General features: G+C 47.6%; 1 protein-coding gene. It reads left to right on the top strand.

The window, feature by feature from the left end:
* Window positions 1-355, top strand: a 355-nt coding sequence (locus G3570_RS16315; RefSeq protein ID WP_165143930.1) for a sensor histidine kinase, incomplete at both ends; no start/stop codon positions are given.

Genomic DNA, 355 nt, shown 5'->3' with positions numbered 1-355 from the left:
GATGCGATGAGGGAGAAGTTGAGTGAAAAGTCGCATGTAAAAAATAAAAAGTCACCTTCTCTCGAAGTGGGCTCTTCGGAAGAAAGCGGGAGTCAGCAGAGCGAACTGGGGGATGACTCTTCGAACGATTACGAGCCAAGATTAACCGCCCGCACCCGTCAAAAAGGCTCTAACGTTATCATCGAGATTGAAGACAACGGTCCCGGAATTCCGGAGGAGATGAAGGACAAAATCCTGCAGCCATTTTTTACGACCAAAAAAGGAAACCAGGGAACAGGGCTCGGGCTGAGTATTACCAATGATATTATTAAAGCACACGGAGGCAGTTTGGACATTGAGTCAGAGCCTGGCAAAA

Origin of the sequence: Halalkalibaculum roseum (assembly GCF_011059145.1) — a bacterium.
GTDB lineage: Bacteria > Bacteroidota > Rhodothermia > Balneolales > Balneolaceae > Halalkalibaculum > Halalkalibaculum roseum.
This window is presented reverse-complemented; position numbering and strand designations above follow the sequence as displayed.